This is a genomic window from Cryobacterium sp. Y57 (genome assembly GCF_002929505.1).
Classification (GTDB): Bacteria; Actinomycetota; Actinomycetes; order Actinomycetales; family Microbacteriaceae; genus Cryobacterium.
Window position 1 is genome coordinate 87,730 of sequence record NZ_PJJL01000066.1, and the last position, 24,556, is coordinate 112,285.

Annotated in this window: 20 protein-coding genes; 12 read left to right on the plus strand and 8 right to left on the minus strand. The window is 65.1% G+C overall.

All coding sequences use genetic code 11. The annotated features are described in order from the left end of the window. Positions 1-66: 66 nt before the first annotated feature. Positions 67-4,164 carry an ATP-dependent RNA helicase HrpA gene (gene hrpA / locus CXY72_RS20075; protein ID WP_233197733.1) on the minus strand — a complete coding sequence of 1,366 codons (4,098 nt, stop codon included), beginning with the start codon at positions 4,162-4,164 and terminating at the stop codon, positions 67-69. A 101-nt stretch (positions 4,165-4,265) separates the two neighbouring features. On the opposite strand from hrpA, the gene CXY72_RS09330 reads away from it, so the two are divergent. Next, complete coding sequence (locus CXY72_RS09330) at positions 4,266-5,099, plus strand: aldo/keto reductase (RefSeq protein WP_104127420.1); 834 nt, start codon at positions 4,266-4,268, stop codon at positions 5,097-5,099. Between the two features lie 161 nt (positions 5,100-5,260). Further along, positions 5,261-5,926, plus strand: coding sequence for a nicotinamide riboside transporter PnuC (gene pnuC, locus CXY72_RS09335; protein ID WP_104127421.1), 666 nt, complete (start codon positions 5,261-5,263; stop codon positions 5,924-5,926). Here pnuC and CXY72_RS09340 read toward each other — a convergent pair. Continuing rightward, complete coding sequence (locus tag CXY72_RS09340) at positions 5,910-6,131, minus strand: hypothetical protein (protein WP_104127422.1); 222 nt, start codon at positions 6,129-6,131, stop codon at positions 5,910-5,912. The two genes, pnuC and CXY72_RS09340, sit on opposite strands and share 17 nt — an antisense overlap. A gap of 187 nt (positions 6,132-6,318) precedes the next feature. Between CXY72_RS09340 and CXY72_RS09345 the strand changes: the two genes are divergently transcribed. Further along, positions 6,319-8,598, plus strand: coding sequence for a thioredoxin domain-containing protein (locus CXY72_RS09345; RefSeq protein WP_104127423.1), 2,280 nt, complete (start codon positions 6,319-6,321; stop codon positions 8,596-8,598). 496 nt (positions 8,599-9,094) lie between these two features. Beyond that, entirely contained in the window at positions 9,095-10,891 is a 1,797-nt protein-coding gene (locus CXY72_RS09350; RefSeq protein ID WP_104127424.1) for a stealth family protein, read from the plus strand. On the opposite strand, the gene CXY72_RS09355 is transcribed toward CXY72_RS09350, so the two are convergent. Then, positions 10,821-11,759 carry a phosphodiesterase gene (locus CXY72_RS09355; protein WP_104127425.1) on the minus strand — a complete coding sequence of 313 codons (939 nt, stop codon included), beginning with the start codon at positions 11,757-11,759 and terminating at the stop codon, positions 10,821-10,823. The genes CXY72_RS09350 and CXY72_RS09355 overlap by 71 nt on opposite strands. 432 nt (positions 11,760-12,191) lie before the next feature. On the opposite strand from CXY72_RS09355, the gene CXY72_RS09360 reads away from it, so the two are divergent. The 6 genes from CXY72_RS09360 to CXY72_RS09385 all read left to right on the plus strand — a co-directional run bounded on the left by CXY72_RS09360 (position 12,192) and on the right by CXY72_RS09385 (position 18,713). Next, positions 12,192-13,058, plus strand: coding sequence for a phosphatase PAP2 family protein (locus tag CXY72_RS09360; protein ID WP_158252526.1), 867 nt, complete (start codon positions 12,192-12,194; stop codon positions 13,056-13,058). Between the two features lie 50 nt (positions 13,059-13,108). Further along, positions 13,109-14,329, plus strand: coding sequence for a type III polyketide synthase (locus CXY72_RS09365; protein WP_104127427.1), 1,221 nt, complete (start codon positions 13,109-13,111; stop codon positions 14,327-14,329). Then, positions 14,330-15,157 carry a class I SAM-dependent methyltransferase gene (locus CXY72_RS09370; RefSeq protein WP_104127428.1) on the plus strand — a complete coding sequence of 276 codons (828 nt, stop codon included), beginning with the start codon at positions 14,330-14,332 and terminating at the stop codon, positions 15,155-15,157. It begins immediately after the preceding gene. Continuing rightward, entirely contained in the window at positions 15,150-16,337 is a 1,188-nt protein-coding gene (locus CXY72_RS09375; RefSeq protein ID WP_104127429.1) for an NAD(P)/FAD-dependent oxidoreductase, read from the plus strand. The genes CXY72_RS09370 and CXY72_RS09375 overlap by 8 nt, the downstream gene beginning before the upstream one ends. Before the next feature lie 40 nt (positions 16,338-16,377). Next, on the plus strand, positions 16,378-17,985 hold the full coding sequence (locus CXY72_RS09380; RefSeq protein ID WP_104127430.1) for a methyltransferase: 1,608 nt from the start codon (positions 16,378-16,380) through the stop codon (positions 17,983-17,985). A 248-nt stretch (positions 17,986-18,233) separates the two neighbouring features. Continuing rightward, the gene (locus CXY72_RS09385; protein WP_104127431.1) at positions 18,234-18,713 is read left to right on the plus strand and encodes an SDR family oxidoreductase; all 480 of its coding nucleotides are present in this window, start codon (positions 18,234-18,236) and stop codon (positions 18,711-18,713) included. Here CXY72_RS09385 and CXY72_RS09390 read toward each other — a convergent pair. From CXY72_RS09390 to CXY72_RS09400, 3 genes are read right to left on the minus strand one after another with little or no spacing between them, the layout of a single operon-like run. Then, the gene (locus CXY72_RS09390) at positions 18,710-19,492 is read right to left on the minus strand and encodes a hypothetical protein (RefSeq protein WP_104127432.1); all 783 of its coding nucleotides are present in this window, start codon (positions 19,490-19,492) and stop codon (positions 18,710-18,712) included. The genes CXY72_RS09385 and CXY72_RS09390 overlap by 4 nt on opposite strands. Continuing rightward, entirely contained in the window at positions 19,489-20,403 is a 915-nt protein-coding gene (locus tag CXY72_RS09395) for an ABC transporter ATP-binding protein (RefSeq protein WP_104127433.1), read from the minus strand. Before CXY72_RS09395 ends, CXY72_RS09390 begins: the two co-directional genes overlap by 4 nt. Continuing rightward, the gene (locus CXY72_RS09400; protein WP_104127434.1) at positions 20,400-20,780 is read right to left on the minus strand and encodes a GntR family transcriptional regulator; all 381 of its coding nucleotides are present in this window, start codon (positions 20,778-20,780) and stop codon (positions 20,400-20,402) included. The genes CXY72_RS09395 and CXY72_RS09400 overlap by 4 nt, the downstream gene beginning before the upstream one ends. 201 nt (positions 20,781-20,981) lie before the next feature. On the opposite strand from CXY72_RS09400, the gene CXY72_RS09405 reads away from it, so the two are divergent. Further along, positions 20,982-22,394 (plus strand): NAD(P)/FAD-dependent oxidoreductase, encoded by a 1,413-nt coding sequence (locus tag CXY72_RS09405; RefSeq protein ID WP_104127435.1) that lies wholly within the window; start codon positions 20,982-20,984, stop codon positions 22,392-22,394. Positions 22,395-22,453: 59 nt separating this feature from the next. Here CXY72_RS09405 and CXY72_RS09410 read toward each other — a convergent pair whose 3' ends face one another. Further along, positions 22,454-23,377 (minus strand): Pr6Pr family membrane protein, encoded by a 924-nt coding sequence (locus CXY72_RS09410; RefSeq protein ID WP_146071119.1) that lies wholly within the window; start codon positions 23,375-23,377, stop codon positions 22,454-22,456. 44 nt (positions 23,378-23,421) lie between these two features. Here CXY72_RS09410 and rraA point away from each other — a divergent pair, with 44 nt between their 5' ends. Continuing rightward, the gene (gene rraA / locus CXY72_RS09415) at positions 23,422-23,889 is read left to right on the plus strand and encodes a ribonuclease E activity regulator RraA (RefSeq protein ID WP_104127437.1); all 468 of its coding nucleotides are present in this window, start codon (positions 23,422-23,424) and stop codon (positions 23,887-23,889) included. Positions 23,890-23,949: 60 nt separating this feature from the next. Here rraA and CXY72_RS09420 read toward each other — a convergent pair whose 3' ends face one another. Continuing rightward, positions 23,950-24,534 carry a PepSY domain-containing protein gene (locus tag CXY72_RS09420; RefSeq protein ID WP_104127438.1) on the minus strand — a complete coding sequence of 195 codons (585 nt, stop codon included), beginning with the start codon at positions 24,532-24,534 and terminating at the stop codon, positions 23,950-23,952. Between the last annotated feature and the right edge of the window lie 22 nt (positions 24,535-24,556).

Sequence of the window (24,556 nt, forward strand, 5' to 3'; positions counted from 1 at the left end):
GGGCCCCGTCCGCGGGCCCAGTTTATAGACTGGGCCCGCGTTCATAAGGTGGGCCGGGGGCGCGAACTATCCGGCGAGCGCCTTCTGAATGCGCTGCAGCGAGACGGGCTCCGCCGCCCTGAGCTCCTGCGCGAACAGGCTGATGCGCAGCTCCTCGATCATCCAGCGGGCGCGCAGAACGGATGCCGTGGCATCCGCTTGGAGCGGCATGGTACCGCCGGCGTTCTCGAACCGGGCGGTGGCCGCCTGGGTTTCGTTCATCCAGACCCGGTCGCGGTTCGGGTTGTCGACGAGTTTGGGTACCCGGGCGCTGATGCCGCCGAGGTAGCGCGGCAGGTGGCGCAGCTGGACGAGACCGGTTTCGCTGACGAAGCCGGGATAGACCAGGGCGGTGAGCTGTTGGCGGGCATCGCTGATTCCCGGCAGCAGCGCCATGCTGGTTGCGGCCTTGAGCGCCTTATCAGCCAGGCGCTGCGCGGTGAGGATGCGGGCGACCAAACCCACCGTTTCGAACATGGAATCCATCACCACCCCGGACACCCGGTCACGGATGGTGTCGAACTCCGCCTTCATGAACACCTGCCCGTCGGGGCGCACCCGAAACAACACGTCGTCGACCGCGGCGGCCAGGCAATCCGCGAACAGGGCCTGCGTGGTTGTGTATGGGCTGGTTGCAAGGCTGAGCTTTTCGGCGGCGGTGAGGTGCTGCTGCACGTACGCGGCGGGTGACGGCGTCGCGAGCAACAGCAGCCGGCGCACACCGCGGGGCAGAGCGCGGGCCTGCTCCAGCTCGGTGCTCATCATGCGAATAGAAACGGATGCCCCATCATCGACGAGCGTCGGATACCCGCGAATCGTGTTGTCACCCTGCTTGGTGTCCAGGAAGCGGGGGAGTTCACCGAGGTCCCAGGTCGTGAGGCCGCCCCGCTCGATCGCGTTGCTCGGCGCAGCGGCGCTCGTCGCCTTCGCGACGCTCTCGCGCACCCGGGTGCCGAGCCGGCGTTGCAGGTCGGCGAGGTCCTTGTCGGCGGCGACCGTGCGACCGCGCTCGTCGGTGACGACGAAGGTCATGCGCAGGTGCGCGGGAATTCGGTCGAGCTCGAAATCGCGCATGCTGACCGGCACGTAGGTGAGCTTCTGAATCAGTGCCGCGAGCGTCTCGGCGAACGATGCTTCCGGCACTGCTGTCGGCAAAGTCTCGACGATGCCGGGCTCGCCGGGCAGTTCGCCCAGCAGCCGAACGGCCCAGTCGGCAGCGGGGACGACATTACGCCGGATACTTTTCGGCAGCGACTTGATCATGGCGGTGACGAGTTCGGCGCGCAGGCCCGGTACCTGCCAGTCGAAACCGTTCGGTGACAGGCGGGCCAGTAACGCGAGCGGAATGCGCACGGTCACTCCGTCGTCCTCTTCGCCGGGCTCGAAGCGGTAACCCAGGTTCAGGCGCTGGTCGCCCTGCTGCCAGCTCGGCGGAAAGAGTCCCTCGTCGATTTCGGGGGAGTCCTCGGCCACGAGGGCGTCGGCGGTCATCGTGAGCAGGTCGGGGGTGTCGAACCTGGCCGTACGCCACCAGCCCTCGAAGCTTTTGGTCGACGACACCTCGGCCGGAATACGGCGCTGATAGAAGTCGAAGACGGCTTCATCATCAAAGAGGATGTCCCGGCGCCGGGTGCGTTCCTCCAGCTCGGCCAATTCCTCCCGCAGCCGTGCATTGGCGCGTTCAAACGCCCACATGCCGGGGTCGCCCGTTTGGCCGGGCCGTCCGCCACGGCTCGCGCTCGAGCCGACGGCGGGCGCGCCGTCTGATCGGCCAAAACCGCGCCCACTCGACGCTGTGCCGCCGTCGACCGCGATGCCGACGCGTTCGTTGCGCGACGGCCCGCGACCGCCGCGATCCGCTTCCTTTTCCGCCACGGGCGTTTGCGGCCCCGAGGCCCGGTCCCACTCCCCGGCGACCAGCGCATGGCGAATGAACAGCTCGCGGGCATAGGCCGCGTCGATCCGCGAGAACTGCACCCGACGGCGGGCCACGATCGGCACGCCGTATAGCGTCACACGTTCGTAGACCACGGCGGCGCCCTGCTTCATTTCCCAGTGCGGTTCGGAGTAGCTGCGCTTGCACAGGTTGCCGGCGAGCGGTTCCGCCCAGGCCGGGTCGACGACCGCGTTCATGCGGGCGAACAGCCGGCTGGTTTCGACCAGTTCGGCGCTCATGACCGCGTTCGGCTGCTTCTTGGCCAGGGTCGATCCGGGAAAGAGCACGAAACGCTGCGCTCGAGCGCCGACATAGTCCTTCTTCGCGACGTCTTTCAGGCCGATGTGCGAGAGCAACCCAGCGAGCAGCGAACGGTGGACGCCGTCGGGGTTCGCGCTCGGCTCACCGAGATGCAGGCCGAGCGGCTTGGCCAGCTGGCGCAACTGCCGCAACACGTCCTGCCATTCGCGCACCCGCAGGTAGTTGAGGTATTCGTTCTTGCACAACCGCCGAAAGGCGCTCGAGCCCAGCTCGGACTGCTGTTTTTCGAGGTAGTTCCAGAGATTGAGCAGGCTGAGAAAGTCGCTCGTGGGGTCGGCGAACCGGGCATGGAACTGGTCAGCCTGGGCGCGACGCTCGAGCGGGCGCTCCCGCGGGTCCTGGATGGTGAGTCCGGCCACGATCGCCATGACCTCCCGGCTGGTGCCCTGCGTCTTCGATTCGATCACCATGCGGCCAAAGCGCGGGTCGATCGGCAGTTGCGCGAGTTGCTGGCCGATGCGAGTGAGGCGCGGGGTGGCCGGGCCGGTGGTGACGGCCGGCGCCGCGGCATCCGCTGCACCGCGGGCAGCGCCGCGACCGCTCTTGGTGCGCCCGGCGCCCGCGGCCTCGATGGCGCCGAGTTCGGCGAGCAGGTCAAGGCCATCCTTGATATTGCGGCTGTCCGGCGGGGTCAGGAATGGGAACGAGGCGATGTCGCCGAGGCCGAGCGAGATCATCTGCAAAATGACGGCGGCGAGGTTCGTGCGCAAAATCTCAGGCTCGGTATATTCCGGGCGGCGCATATAGTCTTCTTCGGAGTACAGCCGAATCGCGATGCCGTCGCTGGTGCGCCCGCTGCGGCCGCTGCGTTGGTTGCCGGAGGCCTGGGAGATCGCCTCGATCGGTAGTCGTTGCACCTTGGAGCGCACGCTGTAGCGGCTGATGCGCGCGGTTCCCGCGTCGATGACATAGCGGATGCCCGGCACGGTCAGGCTGGTTTCGGCCACGTTGGTCGCGAGCACGATGCGTCGTTTCACCCCCGCCACGGTCGACGGCTGGAACACCCGGTGCTGGTCGGCCGACGACAGTCGGCCGTAAAGCGGCAACACCTCGGTCGGGTTACGGCTGGCCGAGGAGACGTATTTGCCCTGCAGCGCGTCGGCGGCGTCGCGAATCTCGGTCTCGCCGGAAAGAAAGACGAGAACGTCGCCGTTGGACTCCCGTTCAAGCTCGTCGAGAGCCGCGGTGATGCCCTCGATGTAGTCGCGGTCAACCGGGGGAGCGGAGTCCGTCGTGTCGTCATCGTCATCGATTCCCGGCTCGGCGACGAGTGGTCGGTAGCGAATCTCGACCGGAAAGGTGCGGCCAGACACTTCGACAACCGGCGCCGGGGTGCCGTCGGCGGCGGCGAAGTGCTTCGCGAAACTGGCCGGGTCGATGGTGGCCGAGGTGATGATGAGCTTGAGATCGGGGCGTTTGGGCAGCAGCTGCCGCAGGTAGCCGAGCAGAAAGTCGATGTTGAGGCTGCGTTCGTGCGCCTCGTCAATGATGATCGTGTCGTACTTGCGTAGCATGCGGTCGCGGTGAATCTCATTCAAGAGGATGCCGTCGGTCATCAACTTGATACGGGTGTCGGCGCCGACCTTGTCGGTGAACCGCACCTGGTAGCCGACCAGCTGCCCGACTTCCTGCCCGAGCTCCTCGGCGATCCGTTCGGCGATGGTGCGCGCGGCGAGCCGGCGCGGCTGGGTGTGGCCGATGTTCTTGCGGCCGAGCTCCAGACAGATCTTGGGCAACTGGGTGGTCTTGCCCGACCCGGTCGACCCGGCGACGATCACGACCTGGTTATCGCGAATCGCGCGGGCGATGTCGTCCCGACGCTGGCTGACCGGCAGTTCGGGCGGGAAGGTGATATTCAGCGTTTCCATGAAGCCTTAATATTACGTCGGCCACATCACCGCTTTCGCGGTGAGTGAACATTGGGCGTTCACGGGGGTTGCGGCAGAACAACAGCCAATAGGCTGACGGGATGACGAAATCTGTTCCCACCATCACCCTCAACGACGGCTACACGATTCCGCAGCTCGGTTTCGGCGTGTTCAAAGTCGAACCCGACGAAACCACCCGCATCGTGGCCGACGCGCTCTCGGTCGGCTACCGCCACATCGACACCGCCGCCGTCTACGGCAACGAGGAGGGCGTGGGCAAGGCCCTCGCTTCCTCCGGCATCGACCGCTCCGAACTGTTCATCACTACCAAGCTCTGGAACGACCGTCAGGGCACCCAGTCGGCCTTCGATGCGTTCGAGGAAAGTCTCGAGAAGCTCGGCCTCGATTACGTCGACCTCTACCTGATCCACTGGCCGGCCCCGGCCAACGACAAATTCGTCGAAAGCTGGAGAGCTCTCGAGAAGATTCGAGAGTCCGGCCGGGCCCGCTCCATCGGTGTCTCGAACTTTCTGGTGCCGCACCTTGACCGCCTGCTGCATGAGACGAGCATCGTGCCGGCCATCAACCAGATCGAGCTGCACCCGGCGCACCAGCAGCCAGAGGTCACTGCCTTCTCCCGCGAGAATGGCATCAACATCGAAGCCTGGGGCCCGCTCGGCCAGGGCAAGTACCCATTGTTTGAGGAGCAAGTGATAGCGGATGCTGCCGACGCGCACGGCAAGTCGCCCGCACAGGTCGTCATTCGCTGGCACCTGCAGGTCGGCAACATCCTGTTCCCCAAGTCGAACCGGGTGGAGCGCATGACCGAGAACTTCAACGTCTTCGACTTCGAACTCACCCACACCGAGGTCGCCATGATCTCCGCTCTGGAGCGCGCCGGCCGCGTCTCGGCGCACCCCAATGAGGTGAACTAGCACGCAGCGTGCATGTGAGGCCGTGGCCCCGCTGACTCATGGTCGGTGGGGCCACGGCCTTCTGCTCGGCTGGATTCGGCCCGCCAGCGGCGTACATTGGGATGCGTTGCGTTTTTTATGAGGCGCGGGCGCGCGTCCGCGCCGATAGGCAGAAAGATCCCATGAATCCGATTGAATGGCTGTTCGACGCCCAGTTGCAGATCGGCACCCAGACCATTCTCTGGCGCGAGGTTGTCGGCAATGCGTTTGGAATCGCGAGCGCGGTCGGCGGCATGCGCCGCAAGATCTGGGCCTGGCCGGTGGGCATTATCGGCAATGCGCTGCTGTTCACCGTGTTCCTCGGAGCCGTTTTCGGCACGCCCAATCCGGTGAACCTGCTCGGGCAGGCTGGCCGCCAGATCATGTTCATCGTTGTGTCGATCTTTGGCTGGGTGCAGTGGCGCCGCAGCCGTATCTCCACGGTGCAGGTGGCCGTCGTGCCGCACTGGGCCAGCAATCGCACGCGTGTTCTGCTGGGTCTTGGCCTCGTCGCCGGCACGCTGGTGCTCACCCCGATCTTTCGCGCGCTCGGCTCCTTCGAGCCGGTCTGGGCGGATGCCTGGATCTTCACCGGCTCCCTGCTGGCGACCTACGGCATGGCCAAGGGCTGGACCGAATTCTGGCTCATCTGGGTGGCCGTCGACATCGTCGGGGTGCCGCTATTGATCAGTGCCGGCTACTACGCCTCCGCCGTGCTGTACCTGTTCTACGGGGCGTTTACCGTCATCGGGTTCATTGTCTGGGTGCGGGTGCATCGCCGCGCCCAAGCACTCACGATACGTCGTTGAGCGTCTTCTCCATCGCCGTGAGCCGGCTCTCAAGCAGTCGCCACTGTTCGGCAACGTCGCGTTGGGCGGTTATGCCCTCCCGCATCACTTGCAGGGTCTCCTGGGTCGTTGCCGCGCTCGCGCCATTGTGACCCTCTGTCCCCAATCCACACGAGAACCACGGCATATCCGGGAGAGCCAGCTCGAACCAAGTTTTGATTGTCAAACGAACATTTGATGTCGACTTCTTCTACATGAAATCGTCCGACGGTTTATTTTGCGAGCATGTGATGGGATTTCTGATTCATCACCAGAGCATTCTTCGCTGCAATGTGCCCATCTGTTGTCACGTGTGCCGAGACAGCGATCGAGCGCGGGTACCCTAACCTGCGCGGTCGGAGCACAATGGAAGAATGCCCAACCACCTAGCTGATGCCATCAGTCCATACCTGCGTTCCCACGCAGAAAACCCCGTGCACTGGCACAGCTGGGGCATCGAAGCCTTTGTCGAGGCAAAAAAACGTGATCTGCCCGTTCTGGTATCGATTGGATACTCGACCTGCCATTGGTGCCACGTGATGGCTCGGGAAAGCTTCAGCGATCCAGATATCGCCGGCTATCTCAACGAGCACTTCGTGAGCATCAAGGTGGACCGTGAGGAACACCCCGATGTCGACGCGAGCTACCTCGCCGCCGCGAGCGCCTTCGTGCAGGGCCTCGGCTGGCCACTGAACGTGTTCGTCACGCCCGACGGGCAGGCCTTCCATGCCGGAACGTATTTTCCCCCGGTCGGTCAGCCGGGACATCCATCATTTCGCGACGTACTGTCCGCGGTGACGGATGCCTGGCTCACCCGCCGCGAGGAGGTGACGGCGGGTGCAGCTCGGGTAGCCGAAGTGCTCGCCGAGTCGGCTCGGCAGCTTGCCGCGGGGTCGGAGTCGGTTGGAGGGGATGGTTCCACGGCTGACGCCCGACCCAGCGCGGAAGAACTCGACCACGCCGTCGCGGAGCTCGTCGGCTTCGAAGACACCCTTTTCGGCGGTTTCGGCGGCGCGCCGAAGTTTCCGGCGTCGCCGACGCTCTCGTTTCTGCTCGGGCACGGCAGGGTGTCGAGGCGCGATATCGAGGTCGCCCCCGAGCACGAGCACGAGCACGAGCCCGAGCACGAGCCCGAGCCCGAGCACGACGCCGCGCTGAGTAGCGCGGTCCCAAGCGACGGCACGGCCCTTGCGCTGCGCACGCTCAAGATCATGGGTGCATCCCCGCTGCGGGACTCGATCGAGGGTGGCTTCTTTCGCTACGCGGTCAACCGGGATTGGAGCGATCCGCACTACGAACGTATGCTCTACGACAATGCTCAACTGCTCGGCCTCTACACGCGCGCCTGGATGCTCACCGGCGGGGCGTGGGCACGCCACGTGGCCGAGGGCGTCGCAGGTTTTCTCACTGATGTGATGCAGCTTCCGAGCGGCGGGTTCGCCAGCGCGCAAGACTCTGAGAGCACGGTTGATGGCGTGCGGGTCGAGGGGGGCTACTACGCGCTCGCGGCGAGTGACCGCGAGCGGCAAATTCCTCCCGCACTGGACGAGAAAGTGCTGACCGGCTGGAACGGCCTCGCCATTCAGGCCCTGGCCCGAGCCGGTTTCGTCTTCGACCGCCCCGACCTCATCAGCGCCGCCCGTCGTGCCGCTGATTCCCTGCACGAGCAACACGAGCGCGCCGACGGTACCCTCGTGCGCGCCTCTGTTGCCGATGTAGGCGCCGCCCGGGTCAACGCGCGCCGCGCCACCCGCGATGACATCGCTGCCGCCGCCACTGCTGCTGCCGATGGTATCGCTGCCGACGCCGCTGCTGCCGATCGTGCTCTCTCCGGCCGTACGTCAGCGGCCAAAGCCACGCTGGAGGACTATGGCATGTACTCACGCGGGCTCCTCGAACTCGCACTCGTTACCGGTGACGTGACCTACGCCAGCCGGGCTCGCCGCCTGCTCGACAGCACGATCTCAAACGCCCCCTCCGCCGCCGAATCGCCGCAATCAGCGACGCGGTCCGGAGCCAGTGGCACGCACCAATCCGCTATTTTCCGCCCGCCGCACGGCGCGGATCCGGTGCTCAGTGCGCAAGGGCTGGTCAGCGTTGTCGATCCCTCCGAAGGGGCCTACCCGTCCGGACTGTCCGCGACCGCCGACGCCGCCCTGCTGTTGTACCGCCTCACCGGCGACGATCGCTATCGCCGGGCCGCGCAGGCGGGCCTCAGCCTGGTGGCCTCACCCGCGCCGCGGCAGCCGCTTGCCTTCGGCGCCGCACTGCACCTGTTCGACGAACTGAGCACCCCGATCGAGCAACTCGTAATCGTCTCGCCCGACCGGAGCGACGAAAACCAGCAGACCGTCACGCCGCACCCCGTCACGCCGCACCCCGTCACTCTCTCCGACCTCGCACGGCGGCATCCGGCGCAGGTCGTCGCATCCGTTTCAGAGACCCAGGCCCGGGCCTTCGCCGCCGCCGGCTTCGCCCTGTTCGACCAGCGCGCCGCGCCGAGCGGTCTACCCACCGCGTATCTCTGCCGCGATTTCGTCTGCCAGCTGCCGGTGACCGACCCGGGCGAGCTGCCGTTGCCGGCGGCGACGACCGACCTGATCGCTCGCGTGGTGGCCGAACGGCAAAACCCCGACTCGGCGCCCACACACTAACTTCGGCCAACCCGTCCCCTATCCGAAAAACCCATCGAAAGAACCGTCATGGTTCCCGAAATCAAAATCTGGGCCGGATTCACTGCAGCGCACAAGGTCACGCACGTTACGTTCGATCGCCGCCCGGCCGGCCTCAGCGGCTTACCCTCGCCCCAGAACGGGGGATGATTTTGTTGATGGCCCTGATCAGGGGCCTCTTCGATATCGCCGCGCTCTGGCCCCGTTAAACCGGCGAACGGATGCCGCAGCATCCGTTCATGCGCGGCCGGTCTGTTGGTCGGTCGCGGCACCGAATTGCCGACGTCAAGACGTACACTAAGTACAAATGCCACCGCGTTTCACAAAACGCCAGTCGCTCATCGAGAACCTCGTCGCTTCTCGAGAAGATCGTCGCTGCAAAACACCCTGAATCATTCACGCCGGCAATTTCGATGCACTCCTCGGTGTCAGCCCTGGCTGGTCCACGATCGTGCGCACCACTTTCTCAAGGAGGACCATGGCGACACGTGATATCCCCGAGGCACAACCCGAGACTCCCGACCAGGGCTATGCCGATACTTTCGACGGTGACATCTTTGACACCGACGCGTTTCGCCCCGACTCGGTCGGATTCGATTCGAGCGAGCCTGAACCCCCCACCAACACCGGGCTGATTCCGACCCTGTCTCTCAGCAGTGAGCCCGAGTTGGTGTTGATCACACCGGATGCCCGCACCCGTCGCTTCGACCGTGACGATCTCGTCGTGCGTAAGGGCGAGATAGCCCTCATCAACGGCCACTACACGCCGCACGAGTCCATGGTGAAGGACCTCGTGGCCGTGTACGACGCCCTCACCGCTGCTGGCATCGACTTTCTGCTTGTGCGCGGCGACCACAACCGGCCGGTCATTGCCGTCGACCGCAAACGACGCAAGGAAATCACCAAGGTATTGAGCCGGGCGTTCGCCAACGAGCCTTTCTACGCCAAGCCGCAGGATGGCAACGTCAGCCAGCAATTTCTGCTCGCCGACGGCGCTCTCACGACGCTGCGCAAGTCCTCCGTGTTTCGCGTCTACCGGCCGCGTATCGAACCGATCGGCCGCCTACGCTACGGCGCCCAGACCGCGTTTCAGCTGGAATTGTGGCGCTTCGGCGAAGACGAAATAATCGCCCCGGTGGAAAATGCCCTCATGCGCACCCGGCTGCCGCGCGCTGAAGCCCGTGAAACCACGGTCGACCTGTACGGGCGCTCCTGGCTGACCCTGCAGAACATGTTCGATGACCTGGCGAGCGACGTTTCTTTCGATATCGACCTTGTGTTCAGCTGGGTCGACGGGTCGAGCGACGAATTTCAGCGGGAACGCGCCAAGCGGATGAAGGCCTACGTCATCGGCGAGGGTGACGATTCCGACGCCCGTTTTCGCCAGATCGACGAGCTCAAGTACGCGCTGCGGAGCGTGTATATGTTCGCCCCGTGGATTCGACGTATCTTCATTGCGACCGATTCGCCCGCGCCGGAATGGCTGGCCGAGCATCCGCGTGTCACGATCATGCGCAGCGAAGACTTCTTCGGTGACACGAGCGTGCTGCCCATTCATAATTCGCACGCCGTGGAAAGCCAGCTGCACCACATTCCGGGCCTGGCCGAGCACTTTCTGTACTCGAACGACGACATGTTCTTTGGTCGTCCGGTCGGTCCAGAGCTGTTCTTCTCGCCGGGCGGCGTGACCAAATTCGTCGAGGCAGCCACTCGTATCGGTCTGGGCGAGAACGACCCGACCCGCAGTGGGTTCGAGAACGCTGCTCGGGTGAATCGGGCGCTGTTGCGTGGGCGCTTCGGCAAGGTCACCACCCGGCACCTCGAGCACACGCCGGCACCCATGCGTAAGAGTGTGCTGCTTGAGCTGGAACGGGAGTTTCCCGAGGACTTCAGCCGCACAGCCGCCAGCCGGTTTCGCTCGCCGACCGACATCTCGGTCACCAACTCGCTCTATCACTACTACGCCTTGATGACTGGTCGCGCGGTCGCGCAGACGCAGGTGCGTTCGCTGTATATCGAGACGACGCTGCGTATCGCCCTGCGACAGATGAATCACCTGCGCAAGCATCGCGATCAGGACATGTTCTGCCTGAACGACGGCAGTCGCCCGGAAATCTCTACCGAGGTGCGCCGCGCCGCGGTGACCGAATTTCTGGAGCTGTACTTTCCGATCGTGGCACCATGGGAACGGGCCAGCCCGGCGACTAGTGCAGAACCGGGATCGGCCTGGTCATCGGGGGCTCGCGCAGTGCGGGCAGAGTTGCCGACGGCATAGTCTCGACGCCGGAAGCGTGCAGGCGACGAGCGCTTTCGGCGGCATCGACGTATTCCAGTGTTGGATGCTGGCCGAGTGGCACCACGGAATGCAGCACTGTACCCGGGAAAACGTGCACCAGGTTGAATGCGCGAGCGCCGTCGCGGCCGAGGGTGCCGCCGACGGGAACGTTGAGGTCCTGGGTGTAGCAGGTCGCTGACGAAACCGACACGGGGATGCCCGCGAACATCGCCATCGACGAGTAATGCAGGTGACCGGCGATGATGCTGCGCACGTCGGAGCCGCGCAGCACCTCGGCCAGGCGCTCCTGATCGCGCAACTCAACAGCGGTGGCCAGGTCGAGCACGCTCGGAATCGGGGGGTGGTGCATGGCCAAAATGGTGCCGTCGGGCGCGGGCACGCGCAGTTCTGCGGCGAGCCAGAGCAGCTGCTGGTCGGTCACGGCGCCGTGGTGGTGGCCGGGAACGGACGTGTCGAGGGTGATGATTCGCAAACCATTGAGGTCATAGGACCGGTCGATGGGCGATTCACTGGGCAGTTGGTCGAGCAGTTCAGCGCGAAACGCCGAGCGATTGTCGTGGTTGCCCATCACCCAGATAACGCGGGCGCCGAGACGTTCAGCGGCCGGTTCGACGATTGCCCGCAGTAGTTCGTAGGCACCCGGTTCGCCCTTGTCGGCTAGATCGCCGGTGAAGACGATCGCCTCGGGACGGGCGCCTGAGGCCTCGACCTCGGCGAAAAGGTCGGCCAGATGGATTTCAGCGTTGATGCTGCCATAAAGCTTCGAGCCTCCCGCCAACAGGTGGGTGTCGCTCAGGTGTAACAGAAAGTGGTCCGGCCGGGGAAATTCAGCCGTTCGAATGCTCACAGAGCGTCCATTCGTTTGTCGCGGGCGTGCTCAATCTGGCGCGTCATCACGATTGTTCTTACTATTGGATCAGAAGTTCTTGAACAACGGGTGTACGCCACACATCAATCGAACATCGCTGGGGTAAATGGGTAAAAGTTCGTTCAATCAGTGATGGCGCTGCGCTGGCGGCCCGGCAGCACCGCGCTACGAGGCGGTTTCACCCCGCGGCAACGGCGTCGGCAAACAGCAACGGCAACGATTTATCCGGCGTCATCGACGAGTTGGGTGATGCTGTCCCGCGTTTTCCAATCGGTGACGCCGTGTTCGACAGCAAGCGGATTCATGTGGACCCGGTCTGATCGCAGGCGACACTGTGCCTCCTCGAAACCCGTGGCATGCTTGACCGTGCGCAATTGGTTACCTCGAAGCTCCCTCCGGCAGGGACCGCTGATGTACCTCGTCGGGGCATCGTTGACCGCGTTCGCCTTCCTCGGCCTCTATCTTTTCTTCGTACGCAGCCATGCCGGCCAGGAGGCCGACCAGCTCGCGTATGACGGCGCCGAATTCGGCCGGCTCAGCATCACGCCGTTCACCGGCCGGGTGCTCGACTCCGTGCCGGATATCGCCGTGGTATTCGGGGTGGTGCTGACCGCGATCATCGCGCTGGTGCGCCGCAACTGGCGCACCCTGATCGTTGCGCTGGTCGCGGCCGCGGCGGCCACGGGGTCGGCGCAACTGCTGAAATACGGGATACTGGCCCGCCCTGACCTTGCGGTCGAGGGGTATGCCGGAAATTCATTCCCGTCGGGGCATACGACGGTGGCGGCGGCATCCGCTCTCGTGGTATTTCTGGTCGCGAGCCCGCGCCTGCGCCCGATGGTCGCCGGCTGGGGCACAGCCTTCGCCGTGTTGGCCGGTGTGGCAACGCTCGCCAACCAGTGGCATCGACCGAGTGACGTCATCGCAGCTCTGCTCTGGGTCGCCTTATGGGGGTGCCTCGCCGGGGCGGTTCTGGCCTGGCCGCGCCCGGGCATCGTGACGCGTGCCGGTACTGCGATCCCGGCCCCGACACCTCGTCGCCGAGAATTCACCGGGCTGCGCCACTCGACGGTTCGCATTGTTCGGTGGGTATCGATTGGCTGTGGGGCGTTCTCTGCCGTGGCGTTCATCGCGACTCTCGTGCTGGACAGCAGCCTGTTCGAGCGCGTCGGCACGCTGGGAACCGTCGTCGCCTACCTGGGCGGAGTGGCGGCCATCGTGACGGCCGGTCTGCTGCTGGCGCTCAGCGGAACCCGGCTGTTTGCCCGCCTGCACTAGATTCATCGCCGAGGGGTGTACTCAGTCAGAGCCACGTGCGACACTGAATCATGGCCGTCACGCTAAGAGCGATCCAGACTGTAGTTCCCCCGACGATTCTGATTCAAGAGCAGGTGCGCGACATCTTCGCCGCCCAGCCGGGGCTGAGCCGACTAGCTCAACGGCTGGTCAGCACGAGTTTCAACGTGTCGGGCATCGAGACCCGACACACCGTCATCGCCGAACTCACCATCGACAACGATGCAGCCGAACCCCAGTTCTTCGATGCGCGCCAGCAGCTTCTGCTGGTCCCGAGCACCAAAGTACGCAACGAGCTCTACATCACCGAGGCCACCAAACTCTTCGTTGAAGCTGGCCGCCGGGCGCTCGCCGCCTGCCCCGATATCCGGCCCGACGATGTGACCCACGTGGTCACCGTCTCGTGCACCGGGTTTTACGCGCCCGGCCCCGACTACATGCTGGTGCGGGAGCTCGGGCTGAAGGCCAGTACCCAGCGGTACCACCTGGGATTCATGGGCTGCTATGCAGCGATGCCGGCTCTTCGCACCGCAAAGCAGTTCGTCGAGGCCGACCCGAACGCGGTCGTGCTCGTGGTCAGCGCTGAACTCTGCTCGCTGCACCTGCGCACCTCGAACGACCCGGACACCATCGTTGCTTCCTCGCTATTTTCTGACGGTGCCGCCGCCGGTATCGTGAGCGCCAGAGCCCCGCTGCCCGGCGAGAAAGCCCTCGGCCTCGACCTGTTCGAAACGGTGATCACCCCGGTCGGCGAAGGCGACATGGCGTGGAAGATCGGTGATGAGGGCTTCGAGATGATTTTGAGCACGTATGTGCCGCACATCATCGACGAGCACATCGAGGAAGCCCTCGCTCCACTGTTCGCCCGCGATGCATCAATTACCGCGCAGCTCGCAGCTCCGCTCAGCGAGGGGACGAGCGAATCAGCTGCGGGAGATAGCGTGGCCGCCCGTGTTCTCACCCTCGCGCCCCCGGCCTCGCTCAGCTCGGTGATCGAGCACTGGGCAATCCACCCCGGCGGCCGAAGCATTCTCGACAAGACCGAAGCAAAGCTCGAACTGCGCGCCGACCAGCTGAGTCCATCGCGAGAGACTCTGCGCACCAACGGCAATATGAGCAGCGCGACCATTCTGTTCGTGATGAAATCCATTCTTGACGGTGCGGCCACCGCCGATGGTGAACGGGTCTGCGCCCTGGCGTTCGGCCCCGGTCTCACCGTGGAGTCCGGCCTGATGACTGTGATCGAGGGCTGAATGGCCCTTCCATCGCTCCGCGTGCGGGCGCACAGGGCCGTGGAACTCATGGATTCTCCGCTGTGCGACCCGGCCATGCTCACCCGCACCTATCAGGATTTTCGTGTGGTCAACGCAGTCGTGTCTGGCTGGTGGAAGATCTATCGCCGCAGCATCCGCCCTGCTCTGTCGACGACGACCGAGATGACGCTGCTCGACGTTGGCTCCGGGGGCGGCGACGTGTCGCGGGCGCTGGCTCGCTGGGCCGTGCGCGACGGTCTGCGGCTCAAGGTGACCGGCATCGATCCGGACTCCCGTGCGCACGTGTTCGCGACCAGTCAGCCGAAAATCGTCGGGCTGTCATTCCAGCGGGCGCTGAGCTCTGACCTCGTAGCGGACGGCGAGCGCTTCGACTTCGTGGTCTCCAATCACGTGCTGCACCACTTGAGCGTCGACGAGCTGAAAGGGTTGCTCTTGGATTCTGAGGCGCTCGCGAGGCGCCGGGTGCTGCACGCCGACCTCGAGCGATCGAATTTCGCCTACCTCGGGTTCGCGGCGGCGACGTCGCCGTTCTTTCGGCACTCGTACATACGCCCCGACGGGCTCACCTCGATTCAACGCAGCTATACCGCCGAAGAATTGCGGGCGGTCGTGCCCGCCGAGTGGACCGTATCGCGTGGCCTCCCCTCTCGGTTAGAGCTGCGCTGGGAAGCTCCGAAGCAGCCGGCAACGACCGCGGCTGATCCCGCGCTGCATGATGCGCCAGATGCTCCAGAGGCGCCAGGGCCTGTGGGCAAACGATCAGAGCCTGATGCGGCGCCAGAGGCGGAAAGCACATCGGATGCGTGACGTGCTGATCGTCGGTGGGGGACCGGTGGGCACGATGCTGGCCTGTGTCCTCGCCGTCGGCGGCCTCGACGTTGAGGTGCTCGAGCAACGTGCGCAGCCGTCGCTGCGCTCGCGGGCGATTGGCATTCACCCGCCGTCGCTGCGGGCACTCGCCGCAATCGGCGTTGCTAACGCTCTCCTCGAGCGAGCCGTGCGCATTCGCGCGGGGGAGGTGCGCTCCGACGGCCATAGGCTCGGGCAGCTGTCGTTTGAACGGGCAGCGCCGGGATATCCGTTCGTGGTCGCCCTGCCGCAGTACGAGACGGAGGCCCTGTTGCGCGCGCGGTTCGACGCGCTCCGGCCCGGACGATATCGCAGCGGCGTGACGATGACCGGGGTGCGCGATCGCGGTGACGCCGTCTCGGTGTCCACCGATTCCGGTTTGATCGAGGCCCGCTATGTGATCGGGGCCGACGGAGCGCGCAGCCGGGTACGCGAGGCGGCGGGCATCGCCTGGCGGCAGCTTGGGCGCAGCGAAACCTACCTCATGGGCGACTTCGTCGATACTGCCCCGACGAGCACCCATCCGGGCGACGCCGGCGCGGTGCTCTATTTCGAGCGCGGTGGCGTGGTCGAATCGTTTCCGCTGCCCGATGGTCGTCGCCGCTGGGTGGCGATGACCGATTTTCTCGCAACGGATGCCGACAGCGCCGACCTGGCCGCGCTCATTCGTCATCGAACGGGGGTGCGTGTGATCGAACCCCTCGGAGCCGCCAGCGCGTTTGCCGTACAGCAGAGGCTGGCCCGGCGCATGCATTCGAAATCGCTGCACGTTTTGGGTGGGCCGAGCTCCGGTCCCCGGGCTGCGGGCCGCATCGTGCTGGTTGGCGACGCGGCACACGAGATCAGTCCGATCGGCGGGCAGGGCATGAATCTCGGCTGGCTCGACGCCGTTGCACTCGCGCCGGCACTGCAGCGGGCGTTGCTCGATCCGGCGGCGGCAGCATCCGTTTTGGCAACCTACGACCGCACCCGTCGCAGCGCAGGGCGTCGCGCTGCCCTGCAGGCCGGGTTCAACATGAATATGGGCCGCCCCGCCCACGGTGCGCGGCTCCACGCCCGCAACGCCGTCGTGCGCTCACTCACGCTGCCGCCGGCCAACGAGGTCGTCGCCCACGCGTTCACCATGCGCTGGCTGTGACTGGTGCGGGCATCGGCCGCGCATCGAGTTGAATAGATGAGTGACTTCTGCAACTCTGATCCCGCGCCTTCGCACCGACCTCGCTGCCGCCCACTTCTCGGTTCCCGGCCTGACCGGCCTGTGGGGGATCGACGCGGATGCCGCGCTGCACCGCAACCAACGGGTTCCGGCCCGGCGGGCGCTCGCCGCCCTCGCTGTCAAACTCGGCCGAAACGAGCCTGCCGCGACCCTGGCCCGGCTGTTCCTGCTCGGTGACCCGGTTTCGGTCGCGGACCTCGACGCCGCGCTGCCGTCGCTCGGGGCTGCTGGCGCTCTGGAGCTGAGTCTTGTCGCCACCGACAATGACGTGCGCGTGCGCCCGCTCGTCGACCTGCGCCCGTATAGCTTCATTGACGCCCACGGCGCCGACAGCTGGTGGATCGTGAGCGATCTCGGGGAGCTGGCGCTTGGGCATGCGCTCGGCGAAACCCATGTTCTCGGCATCGGCGGAGCGTCCCTCACCCTGAGCGGACTCATGATGCCAAACCCGGTGGAGCGCGTGCTCGACATCGGCACCGGCTGCGGAATCCAGGCCATGCACGCCTCCCGAAACGCCGAGCATGTTGTTGCGACCGATATCTCGGTGCGAGCGCTCGAGCTCGCGGCGCTGAACGCGACGCTCAACGAGATCGACAATATCGAGTTTCGGTTCGGCAGCCTGTTCGAGCCGGTGGCGGGGGAGAAATTCGATCACATCATCTCCAATCCGCCGTTCGTGATCACGCCCCGGGCCGAGGGCGTGCCGAGCTACGAGTATCGCGACGGCGGAATGGTCGGCGACGCGCTGGTCGAGGCCGTCGTGCGCGGGGCCGCGAGGCACCTCACGCCCGGCGGCGTCGTGCAGCTGCTCGGCAATTGGGAATACCACGGCGAAACGGATGCCTTCGAGCGGCTCGAGCGCTGGGTCACGCCCGCGATGCTCCCGGGGGCCGGCGCGCCCGCGACATTCCCGGCGTCCGCACCGGCCGCATCCTCGCCGGCACTCGACGCGTGGATCATCGAACGCGAAGTGCAGTCGCCAGGCCAATACGCCGAAACCTGGATTCGCGACGGCGGCACCCGGCCCGGCCCCGACTTCGACCGGCTGTACGACGCCTGGTTACAGGACTTCGACGCGCGCGGCGTGCGCCGGGTCGGGTTCGGCTACCTGCTGCTGCGACTGCCTCACGCGCGTCTTGCCGCCCCCACCCTGCGTCGCCTCGAACGGATGCCCGATGCCCTCGGCCACAACCCGGCCGGCCTCGGCGCGCACCTCGCCGAGTGCCTCGCCGCCCACGACTGGCAGGCCCAAACAGAGGATGCGCGCCTGTTACGCACGCAGCTCACCGTGGCCTCCGACGTCACCGAGGAACGCCACTACTGGCCCGGTCAGCAGGATCCGACGCTCATGACCCTGCATCAGGGCAGCGGATTCGGCCGTTCGGTTCCCCTCGACACGGCCCTGGCCGGTCTGGTCGGCGCCTGCGACGGAGACCTCGCCGTCGGCGCCATCATTGGCGCTCTCGCCCAACTGCTCGACGCGGACGAGGCAGCGCTTACCGCCGAACTCCTGCCGAAGGTGCGCGAGCTGCTCGTCGACGGCTTCCTGTTGTTGCCCGAGCCCGCCTAGCGCCCCCGCCCCGCCTGGCCCGGCCCTGCCCCGCCCTGCGCCCCCGCCCCGCCTGGCCCGGCCCCGCCCTGCCCTGCCCATAACTCCTGCAATCTGCACACGCTTCAGAAAATTCGGCCGGAATTTCGGGCATCCGCCTGGCACCGACCCCAAATTGCAGGAGTTATGCGCCGGACACCGGGTTCGGGGCAAGGGGCACCGGGCACCGGGCGCGCAGGCGCTAACCTGTCGCCGTCGGCGACGCTGAGATGGGCTACGGCGACAGTCTGACCAGCCCCGCTCGAGGGGGATGGGGGCCTTGCCCTCAACCTGTCCACGGCCTTGCACGCCACGCGCGCCGTGATCAGTTTCCTGCGCGCAGCCGGCTGGGCCGCCTTGTGACGGTGTCGAGCGCGAGCGGAACGATCAGGGCGAGTTGCGGCGATGTCGCCTACGCCGCGGCGAAGGCTGACTTGGTGGGCCTGACCCGAGCCCTCGCCGTCGACGAAGCCGGTGCCGGCATCACCTCCAACGCCCTCGTCCCCGGCTGGATCGCGACCGGCTTCGAACTCACGAGCGAAGCTCTGGAGGGTGCGCTGGTACCGGCTGGTCGCAGCGGTACACCGGGAGAAGTCGCATCCGTCAGTGCATTTCTCGCCTCACCCGGAGCCGCCCACGTCACCGGGCAGGTGATCGTCGTCGACGGGGAAAACTCCGTGGCTGAGCCAGTCGCCCGACCTGACCCCTAGCTTTTCGGGGTGGCCCGGCGCAAGGCCAGGAAACCGCCGAAACCCGCGATAGCGGCCGGGAGCAGCAGCCAGGCGAAGATACCCGCGATGCCTTGCGCGCCGTACCAGAGGCCGACGTCAGGCCAGCTGTTCGTGAATGTGATGATCGTGACGGTACCGACCACGGCCAGGGCCAGGGAGCTCCAGAACACGAGCATGCCGGGCATGCGCCAGCGCATGTAGATGGTCGCGATCGACGCGCCGATGAAGAACACGAGCAGTTGCATGACGAAGAAGGAGAACAGATCGACCCAGAACCCGTCGAGCCCGAGCCAGAGCGCGTTGAACATGTAGGTGTCAATCCACCAGCCGTTGGTGAGCTGTTCAATCTGCGTCAGCACGGCGAAAGCCAGTGCGTTCGCGGCCGAGATCAGCACGAACAGCAACGCGGTCCCGAGATAGAAGTCCCGGCGGGTCACACCGAAGCCGAGCGCGAGCGGAAACCCGAACGAGATGGCCTGCACTCCGACGATGACGAGATACCACTGCGGCGAGAGAACGGCCCAGCTGTAGCGCTGACCCTCGATCGCGTCGGGGGTGCCTAGGCCGCCGGTCGTGAAACCGACGATCTGCGCGACGAAAATAGTGACCACGAAAGCCATGCCGACGATCAGCCAGGGGATGCCGATGTAGGTGCGGCGGTCAACAAGGTGCAGCCGCACCACGTTCCAGATGCGCTCCGGGGCGCTTCGCGGGTGCACGGATGTCGCTGTGTCGGTCACGAAATCGGTGGCAGTCATGCGCGTGCACTCCAGGCGTCGGTCTTGATCTCGGGTTCTTGGGTAATACTCGTTGTGCGCTGCACGATCAGCTGCTGCAGCGACACGGGGGAGAGTTCGAGCCCGGCGGCGCGGGCGGCGGCTCGTTCGGCCTCGCTGAGGCCCGCGACGGTCACCGAAGCCAGCCCGCCGATACCATCTCGAGAAATGATGTCGCGGCCAGCGACGAAAGCATCGACATCTGTTTTCTTGCCCACGACGGTACTCGCGGAGCCGCGCAGCAGCTCGGCGTCCTGGTCCATGAGAATGCGGCCCTCGTCGATGACGAGAACATGCTCGAGCAGGTTGCTGACCTCATCAATGAGGTGCGTTGACAGAATAATGGTGCGCGGATGCTCGACATAGTCCTCGAGCAGGCGATCGTAGAAGATCTGCCGTGCGACCGCATCGAGCCCGAGGTAGGGCTCATCAAAGAAGGTGAGCGGGGCGCGGGAGGCGAGCCCCACGATCACTCCGATCGCCGAGAGTTGCCCGCGGGAGAGTTTCTTGATCGGGCGCATCAGCGGCAAGCGAAAGTCGTCGACCAGGCGGTCCGCCAAGGCCGCGTCCCAGTTGGCGAAGAACCACGGCGCGCTCGCTAGTACGTGTTCCGGCCGAAAGCTGTCTGGATACTTCTGGCTCTCCTTGATGAAACACAGCGACTGCAATACCCGCGCATTTTCGACCGGGGAGGCACCGAATACTTCAAGAGAGCCGCTCGTGGCGAACTGTTGTCCGGAGAGCAGCTGCATCAGGGTGGTCTTGCCGGCACCGTTGCGGCCGAGCAAGCCGTAGATCTTGTTGCGTTCGACCGTGAAACTCATATCGTCGATGGCGGTGAAAGCGCCGAACTTCTTGGTGAGGCCGGTGACGCGCACGGCGGTGTCGGTCATGAATTGCTACCCTTTCGTTCGGTACTGGATTCGATGCGGATCATGCCGGCCACCTGCTCGGGGGTGATGCCGAGCTTGGCGGCCTCGCACAACAGCGGTCCGACAAAGTTGGCCCGAAACTGCTCGGTGCGAGCGCCGATGAGTCGCTGCCTGGCTCCGGTTGCTACAAACATTCCTATTCCTCGCCTCTTGTAGAGAATGCCGTCTTCCACCAGACGGTTGACGCCCTTACCGGCGGTGGCCGGGTTGATGCGATGAAAGGCCGCGAATTCATTGGTCGATGGCACGGGCGTTTCCTCTTTGATGACTCCATCGATAATGTCGTTCTCGATCTGATCCGCGATCTGCACGAAGATCGGCTTGCCCGCTTCGATCAAGGACTGCCTGCTTTCATTAAGTGGATGCCGCCCTCACGACCGTCAGCCGGTTCACTGGTTAGTTGGTCATGTAACTAACTAACTACCTTCAGAAGAAAATGTCAACCCGCATGGTCTGCGGTAGTTTGGACTCATGACTGGCGCCGTACTGAACGCCCGCGGGCGCGCGCCCGAGATTTGCCGTTCTGAAACAGACCGATCGTGAATCGGCGCACTTTTTTGCTCGGCACGGCGTCGGGATTTTCGGTCTTGGCGCTCGCAGCGTGCGTGACGCCGCAGCCGATGCCATCGCCATCCGTTGCACCACCCACGCTGACACCGTCCCTCGTGCCCCAGCCGCTCACGGTCTCCCGCACGAACTGGTCGACCGACCCTTTCTCCCGCGGATCCTTCAGCTACGCCGCCGTCGGAGCCACCCCTGAGCACCGAATGGCCCTCGGTCAGTCCGTCGACGCCCGCATGTTCTTCGCCGGTGAAGCTACCGCAGCGCAGGAGCCTGGAACCGTGCAGGGCGCGCGTGCCTCTGGCCTGCTGGCGGCCAGCCAGGTGCGTGACGTCGCCGCTCCGGGGGAACGCATCACCATCATTGGTGCCGGAATCGCCGGCATCACGGCGGCTCGCCAACTCGTCGACGACGGCTTCAGCGTGGTCGTCATCGAGGCGCGCGACCGCATCGGTGGGCGTATCGATACCGTCAGTGGCGACTGGCCGTTTCCGATCGAACGAGGCCCCTCGTTCGTGCAGCGCGCGTCCGGGGATTTTCTGTACGACGAACTGACCGCCCTCGGGGTGAGGCTCTTACCGTTCGCGCGCACACCAGAGGTGCGTACTCGGGCCGGCAGTGTCGTGGAGGTGTCACCGCTGGGTGCTCAAGCCATCGCCGGCGCGCTCGACTGGGCGGCGAATCAGCAGCAGGATGTCTCGGTCGAACGCGCCCTGATTGATTCGGGCGAGGCCAGCCTGTCGAAGACCCCGAACGCCGAAGGCCTCTCGGATGCCGACTGGCTCGACTACGAAATCGCTACGAAACTCAAGGTCGAATCCGGGGCCACTCCGAGCCAGCAATCGGCCTGGTACTCAACCGACATCGCGAGTAGCGATGACGATCAAATCGTGATCGGCGGATACTCGACCCTGCTCACCCGCGAAGCGGAAGGCCTCGAACTGTTGCTCTCCAAGGTGGTCAACCGTGTGGCCCGCGACAACAACGGCGTGAGCCTGCGCCTCGGCACCGGCGAGTCGTTGTCCGCCGATCGAGTCATCGTGACCGTGCCGCTGGGCGTGCTGAAGAATGCGGCGATCGAATTCTCGCCGGCGCTGCCGTTTTCTCACCGAGGTGCGATCGCCGCCCTCGGCATGGGCGTGGTTGATAAGATCTGGCTGCGCTTCGACGTGCCGTTCTGGGACACGTCGGCCAGGCTCTGGACCATCGCCGGCGCAGACGCCGACTTTCCGGTCTGGATCAACATGATGCCGCTCACCGGCGAACCTGTTCTGATGGGCCTGGTCGCCGCCGAAAATGCGAGCAGGTTGTCCGAGCTCGATGATGACGCCTTTCTGGCGGCAGCGCTCACCGGCCTCGAGCCGTTCCTCGCGGTGCCTGCCGCGAAGTAGTCGAACGTCAGGCAGCCGAACGTCAGGCAGTCGAACGTCAACTAGCCGAAGCGACCGGTTCAGGGGGAGTTGCGCCACGGCGGAAGGAGATGCCGCGGCATCCGCTTCAGCCGGGTGATCCCCGTGAGCAGCGCCGCAATTCCGGTGATGATCATCACGATGAGCAAGCAGTACGACACGGTCTCGCCGGGGCCGCTCACTTGCCGGGCGTCGAGAAAAAAGTAGGGGTACCAGCCCACGATCGGCCCACGAATGAGCGTGAAGACCAGCCAGAACACGGGAAAAACGATGGCCCAACCGAGATATTTCCACGGCAGTCGGGCTTTATACGGATCGATGATCCAGTCGATGAGGGCGAATATTGGAATCACGAAGTGCAGAATCTGGCTCGACCACGGTACCTCGATGGAGTAGTTCGCGCTGGAGGACTGCCAGACGATGATGCCGTAAACCACGCCCGAGACCAGAATATAGGTCGTGACCATGGCCCGAAGCATGTCGAGCCAGGCCGGGTCGGTAGGCCGTCGCAGCGCGACAACGGCGGCCGACATGAAGACGAGAATCGATACGATGGCGCTCTGCACCGTGAAATAGCTGAAGAAATTCGCGATCGCGAACGTGGACACCCCGAGGGTGTACTGAAAGTATCCGATGAGGGCAACGAGTCCTGTCGCGGTCAATCCGAGGCGCGCCACACCGAACGCGGTTCGCGCTCTCATTCCCGTACCCCGGCGGGGCTCGTGCGCGCGGTCATAGGCTAACGCTACGCCAGCGCCGGGAAGCCCCCATTCGCCGGCGATGATCTCCAACTCGCCCCTGACGGTGGGAGTGACATCACCCACCTCGAGGGCGGTCACGGCGGCGCAGCACGATGCGGTTTTCGGCCAGAGCAGCATACGCGTAACGGATGCTTGCCGCCCCTTGATTTCAGTGCTGCCTTCGGGCTGGTTACGAGCGCAGGTGCGCAGGGTTATGGCAGACACGAGGCCGGGCCGTACTCTGGAAGCATCGAAACCCTGGAGGAACAATGACTGTGTTGACCGCCGATTTGTATGATGAGCGTGGCGACGAGCTGCAGTCCGTACCCCTGCAGTTTCAGACGATCGGCGGTCGAGCCCGGTTCAGCGGCCCCATCCGCACCGTCACTTGTTTCGAAGACAACGCACTGCTCAAGTCGATCCTGTCCACGCCCGGTCATGGGGCGGTGCTCGTCATCGACGGCGGCGGCTCACTCAACACAGCGCTCATGGGCGACATGATCGCCGACCTCGCCGTGGCGAACGGCTGGTCCGGCGCGATCATCAACGGTGCCGTGCGTGACCGCGTCGCTATTGGAGCCCTCGACCTTGGGGTGAAAGCCCTCGGCAGCAACCCGCGCAAGAGTTCCAAGACCGGGGCCGGTATAGCGGATGCCGTCGTTGAGATCGCTGGCGTCGTCTTCACGCCCGGACGCACCGTTTACTGCGACGAAGACGGCATTCTGGTCGAGCGCTAACGACGTTGAACGCGTGTGGCGCGAAGCGAAGTCACCCAGCGCCACACGCGAAAACGGGTCTTACTGCTGTACGTCGTCGATGCTGACGACGACGAAGTTGGCGTCGAGGTCGACGTCGCGGTCGGTGCCGTCATCGACGGTGACCTCAACCTCGTAGAGGTGGTTCCAGTCGTCGTCCCGGTCGAAGTCGGTCACCCGGCCGCTGCCGATCGCAGCGAGAGCTGCGGCCTCAGCGCTGGCTCGCTCGCTCGCCGCTTGGGCGATGGCACTCGTGTCGGCTTCGGCGCTAGGGGTGGCACCCGGCGTGGATGAGCTGGTGCTGTTGCTTGAATTGCTGGAGTCGTCAGTGTCGAAATCGCCAACCCACACCACATCGAATGCATCGTTGAGTTCAACGTCGACGGTCCTGCCGTCGTCGAGACGCAACTCCAGGTCGTAGGCGCTTCCGCCGTCATCATTGCGTTCGGCCTTGGTCACGGTGCCCGGGCCGACCCCGGCCATGGCTGCATTGCTCGCGCGGTCGAGGGTCTCGCCGGTGAGTGGGCCGTCATTGTCGTTGGCGCTCACGGCCAGGGCCGTACCGGCGCCGGCGAAGAGTAGAACTACGCCTGCGGCGACAGCGATGAGAACATTCTTCTTATTCATGGATCAATGCCTTACGTCGGTG